The following is a 5,531-nucleotide window of genomic DNA, read 5'->3' as shown; positions in this document are numbered from 1 at the left end:
TCTTATTATTTAAATATCAACCAATATCTCGATAATTATATTTAATGTATTAATGGTTACTAAAAAATAATGATGAATAGTAAACATTAATACATAAATAACTCTAAACTTATTCATCTATATTGATTTTTATCTCTTCCCGTCAAGCATTCCGCTTCCTTGTTTGAAAGGTATCATATTTGTCTAAGTCGGTGCTGTGTAGTTAATAAAAACACAAATTTTAATTCCTTGTTGACGTTGATATATAAATAGTTTATAAATTGGTGTTCTATACAAAAACCTTTATTGGTAATGTGTATTCGGAAATACTAGCGGCTATTAACCTTATCTGCACAAGTAAAATCCATGCAGGTGGATTTTAAACCATCAATTTTTACTTAGTCAGAGGAAGCAGGTTTTTTATGTGTAGCCATGAATGATATTCGCTATTTTATATATTTATAGGAGATACATCAGTGGAAAATAAATCAGAAAGTTTTGCCTCATCGCCTGCATCTATCCTTACTTTGGGATTAGGCTGGTTTCCTAAAAATCCTGGAGGATTAGAAAGGTATATTTATGAATTAACTCATAAATTAGCAGTCAATAAAGACCAGGTTGAATTATGCGGAGTTGGTTTACCAGAGGCTGGAATAAATTCACCAATTAAGCTGACTAATTTAGCTTCTCCTGATAGTGCTATTTGGCAAAGATTATGGTCGATCAGAAGTAATTTCCAGAAAACAAGAACAAGCAAACCAGATGCTATTAATCTGCACTTTGCATTATATAGCTTTCCTGTTTTAGATATTTTGCCAAAGGGTGTACCAGTTACCTTTAATTTTCATGGACCTTGGGCTTCTGAGAGTCAACAAGAGGTAGTTAATAAAAATTTTAGTCTTTTGATCAAACACTGGCTAATAGAACAAAACACTTATAATCGCTGCGATCGCTTCATTGTTCTGAGCAAAGCATTTGGTAAAATTCTACATGATAAATATCAAATACCGTGGAGCAAAATTAATGTTATTCCTGGTGGAGTTGATATTGATTGGTTCCAACCAAATTTATCACCCCAAGAGGCTTGTAAACAACTAGGCTGGCCAAATAATCGCCGGATAATATTTACATCCCGCCGTTTAGTGCATCGAACGGGAGTTGACAAATTATTACAGGCTTTGGCTATAATTAAGCCCAGAATACCAGACGTTTGGCTAGCGATCGCAGGTCGCGGTCACATCCAAGCCGCACTCCAACAACAGGCTACAGAATTAGGACTAAATGATAACGTTAAATTTTTAGGCTTTCTCCCTGATGAGCAATTACCTATAGCCTATCAAGCTGCTGAATTGACTATAATGCCTAGTCAATCTTTTGAAGGATTTGGATTAGTAATAGTTGAATCTCTAGCCTGTGGTACTCCTGTTTTATGTACACCAGTCGGGGGAATGCCAGAAATTTTATCAGAATTTTCACCCGATTTAATTACTACTTCAATAGAAGCCTCAGCTATTGCTGAAAAATTAGAACAAGCGCTTTTGGGAAATATCCCCATACCTTCACGTTCGGACTGTCGCCATTACGCCACCAAACACTACGACTGGAATAAAATCGCCCAACAAGTACGGAATATTTTATTAGCTTAAACTAGAGACGCACAACTCTGCATCTCTATATTGTATTATAAGGAAGTTTTATGAGAATTTTTTTCTTAGACCAAAGTGGTAAACCAGGTGGTGCAGAATTGTGTTTAATAGATATTGCTAAACCATACTGCGATCGCGCTTTAGTAGGTTTATTTGCAGATGGATTATTTAAAGATTTACTACAGCAAAATCATATCCCAGTAGAAGTTCTTGCAACTCAAGGAATCCAAGTTCGTAAAGAAAGTAGTTTGGTGCAAGGATTAAAGAGTTTGGGACAACTTGCACCTTTGATTATTAAGGTAATTAAAAAAGCACGTGAATACGATTTAATTTATGCCAACACCCAAAAAGCGTTAGTTGTCGGAGCATTAGCAAGTTTTTTCAGTCGTCGTCCTCTAGTTTATCATTTACATGATATTCTTTCCACAGAACATTTTAGCCAAACTAATCTTCGCATTGCTATCAACTTAGCTAATCGTTTTGCATCATTAGTAATTGCCAATTCCCAAGCTAGTAAAATAGCCTTTATCCAAGCAGGAGGACGCTCAGATATAATCGAAGTTGTTTATAATGGCTTCGATCTAAAAAATTATCAAACTGATGAATCCGACATTAGTAAATTGCAGAAAAAGTTAGGATTGGAAGGTAAATTTGTCGTTGGACACTTTAGCCGTCTTGCACCTTGGAAAGGACAGCATATTTTAATTGATGCTCTTGCCAAATGTCCGCAAGAGGTGACAGCTATTTTAGTGGGTGATGCCCTGTTTGGCGAACAAGATTATGTCCAAAAGTTACACCAACAAATTACCGATCTGGGGCTAGAAAACCGCGTTAAATTTTTAGGATTTCGTTCAGATATTCCCCAGTTAATGGCAGCTTGTAACTTGGTAGCACATACCTCTACTTCCCCCGAACCCTTTGGTAGAGTGATTGTAGAGGCAATGCTATGTAGAAAACCTGTAGTTGCAGCAAAAGCTGGGGGTGTAATGGAATTGGTGGAACACGGGCTTAATGGTTTTTTGGTGACACCAGGAGAACCCCAGGAACTTGCACAAGTAATTATCACCTGTCTTCAGGAGACGGAAATAACTGCAACTATAGCTAATAATGCCAAGACTACTGCTAGTCAGCGTTTTGATGTTGCAACTATTAATCAGCAAATTGCCCAACTGTTGTCCCACAGATTTTAGTACACTGTGGCATAAGTAGGGGATTTTGGCCAAGATCCCCTACAAATAATTTTGGATAATTTGTTTTTTGGAAGCCCCTTATCTTACGTTGTCTGGTTAAATAATATGAGTTGTTGAGCGATCGCTAATCCTGCTCTCAACTTAGCTACACTAAATTAACTACGCAGATATTCTAAGCGATCGCATTAAGAGGATGTTTGAAAAGTCCTCTCGTTGGTAGCAAAACATTTCAGATCCCCCTAAATCCCCCGATCAATTGGGGGAATTTTATTCCGGTTCCCCCCTTTTTAAGGGGGGCTAGGGGGGATCTCTAAGTGCCTAAAATCACAGCCCAATACTTTTCAAACAACCTCTAAGCCGCTTCCCGCAATTGTGGTTGTGACGACACACTCACCTCTGGAAACGAAAGCGAGAGCTGTTCTGCTTGGGGGACTGCGGCTTGCTGCAAAACTTGAACTTCGATATTCACGCTCACCAAATAACTGCCTGTATCAGCACCAACCGCTTCAGCAATTAATTTTGCAATGTCTGGGCGTTTGGCAGTTAACGGATCGCGTAAAATACACCGATCCCATTCATGTTTGGCAGTCGGATTGAGGTTGAGAATGTAATGCTTCATCATCGAACTAACCCTTGAATCCATCTTCTGGAAGGTTTTCACACAGCCGTTAGGCATTTCATTAGGCTTTGTGGACGCTATATTTATTATAGTATATTTGTACTAAAATTGGGCAATATCTGAGTGAGAAAGTAGAGTAGATAGACTATTCATCGCAGCGCACAGGTATACATTAGCCATATTTCTATGCTACATCCCATTATTTTAGGGGCTAGATGCGAAGAATCGAAGTGCGATACCGACGGCGGGCAAAGCCAACGCTAAACTTATCGCAAATAAAGGCCCCGCATTTCTCACAAGCTTGAGGGAAAGGATGGGCAGAGGGGAAAGAACTTGGTATTTGAACTCTCCTTTGCTCCTTTGCTCCTCTGCGCCCCTGCTCCCCTGCTCCCCTGCCCAAGTGCAAGCTTAATCGAGATGTGGTTAAGAAATCCGGGTTTAAGACCCCAACCATTACACTCCGCCTCCGCTTCGTTTCAGTCGGGGCTTAAATCCCCGTCTGAAACTGTCTAAAATGTTTGTTAGCACAGCGTCTCGTAGAGAACATCATTTTGAATTTTGAATTGTTAACTATTCCCTTTTTCTGCAATTTAGTGGCGCGTCTGAATCCCTAATCCCAGAAAATCTGCCCATAGGTAATTCTAATAAAAAAATATTGCAATTAAGCTTACAATGTAACGCATAATTTTATACAAACCGCTATATGGTAAATCTCTATATAATTGACCTATTTGTGATTGGTCTACTTCTGCTGATGGTCACATTAGGGTCAGGCTGGATTGCTCGCCTACCTCTTTCCTTTGCCATTATCTACCTAATAGTTGGTATTTTTCTAGGCCCTTATGGCTTAGGTCTGATTCAATTACGTCGAGATGAAGTTTTCAACGCTGAACTGCTGGAAAAAATAACAGAACTTGTAGTAATTATTTCTGTCTTTAGCTGCGGCTTAAGAATTGTTCGTCCTCTAAGGTTGGGCATTTGGGATATTACAGTGCGATTGATTGTATTTCTGATGCCAATTTCAATTTTTGCCCTGGCTATTGTGGGTAAATTCTTTTTAGGAATGAATTGGGGAGAAGCAATTTTATTAGGAGCAATTCTTGCACCTACAGATCCAGTATTAGCATCAGAAGTACAACTGACCGATACAAACGACCAAGATGAGTTGAGATTTGGTTTAACTTCTGAAGGTGGGTTAAATGATGCTTTAGCTTTTCCCTTCGTTTATTTTGGTCTTCATGCGTTAAAAGATGATAATTGGGGGAACTGGTTTAAACAGTGGATTGCTGTTGATTTAATTTGGGCGATCGCAGTTGGCATTATTATGGGAATTGTCGTTGCCAAATCTATAGTTTGGATTGAACAGAAAATTCAAAAACGCCGTGCTGCTGATAAGTTAATGGAAGATTTTATTGCTATCAGCACAATTCTAATAACTTATTCTTTAACAGAAATGGTTAATGGCTATGGATTTTTGGCAGTATTTGTTGCTGGATTAGTTGTCCAACGAAGTTACAGCAATCCTGAGAAACCACTAGCACAATTAGAATTTCTTGAACAAGTTGAAAAGCTGCTGGAAGTTGGAACAATTTTATTATTGGGTTCAATATTGTTATTGCAACCAATACTTAATTATGCTATGCAATCTTTGTTGGTAGTAATTTTGTTATTATTCCTAATCCGACCTGTAGGAGTTTGGATTAGCACAATAGGTAAGCGCCCTCTAGACTCACGCCGCCGAACCTTTCATCCAGGAACTCGTTGGTTATTTGGATGGTTTGGTATTCGCGGTGTCGGCTCATTATATTATCTCGCCTATGCCTTTGGTAATGGCTTAAAAGGTGAAGCTGCCGAAAAAATTGCTTGGATAACTTACACCACTATCGTAGCTTCTGTGATTGTACATGGCATCAGTGCAACTCCATTAATGAAGTGGTATGAGCGCCATTTTGCTAATCAGAAAAAATCTACTCCTTCCGCCACAATTGATGAATTTGAATAAAAGTAAGTAGGTGGGCGGGAAAAAACCTAACTATGTTAAGATAAGTGAATACGGAAAATGTGCCTACCGAGGTGATGAATGATATGGGCGCTCGT

General features: G+C 38.8%; 4 protein-coding genes. 3 read left to right on the top strand and 1 reads right to left on the bottom strand.

Annotated features, from left to right (window positions below):
- The first annotated feature begins 455 nt into the window (after positions 1-455).
- Both V7K42_RS24420 and V7K42_RS24415 read left to right on the top strand, forming a co-directional pair.
- Positions 456-1,625 (top strand): glycosyltransferase family 4 protein, encoded by a 1,170-nt coding sequence (locus V7K42_RS24420; RefSeq protein WP_334919853.1) that lies wholly within the window; start codon positions 456-458, stop codon positions 1,623-1,625.
- 50 nt (positions 1,626-1,675) lie between these two features.
- Positions 1,676-2,815, top strand: coding sequence for a glycosyltransferase family 4 protein (locus tag V7K42_RS24415; RefSeq protein ID WP_334919852.1), 1,140 nt, complete (start codon positions 1,676-1,678; stop codon positions 2,813-2,815).
- A gap of 352 nt (positions 2,816-3,167) precedes the next feature.
- On the opposite strand, the gene V7K42_RS24410 is transcribed toward V7K42_RS24415, so the two are convergent.
- On the bottom strand, positions 3,168-3,437 hold the full coding sequence (locus tag V7K42_RS24410; protein ID WP_094330359.1) for a hypothetical protein: 270 nt from the start codon (positions 3,435-3,437) through the stop codon (positions 3,168-3,170).
- Positions 3,438-4,137: 700 nt separating this feature from the next.
- Here V7K42_RS24410 and V7K42_RS24405 point away from each other — a divergent pair.
- Positions 4,138-5,436, top strand: a complete 1,299-nt coding sequence (locus V7K42_RS24405; protein ID WP_334919851.1) for a cation:proton antiporter — start codon at positions 4,138-4,140, stop codon at positions 5,434-5,436.
- Positions 5,437-5,531: the final 95 nt, after the last annotated feature.

Origin of the sequence: Nostoc sp. (assembly GCF_036917455.1) — a bacterium.
Classification (GTDB): Bacteria; Cyanobacteriota; Cyanobacteriia; order Cyanobacteriales; family Nostocaceae; genus Nostoc.
Note: the sequence above shows the minus strand (reverse complement) of the source record. Positions and strands in the feature narration are given on the sequence as shown.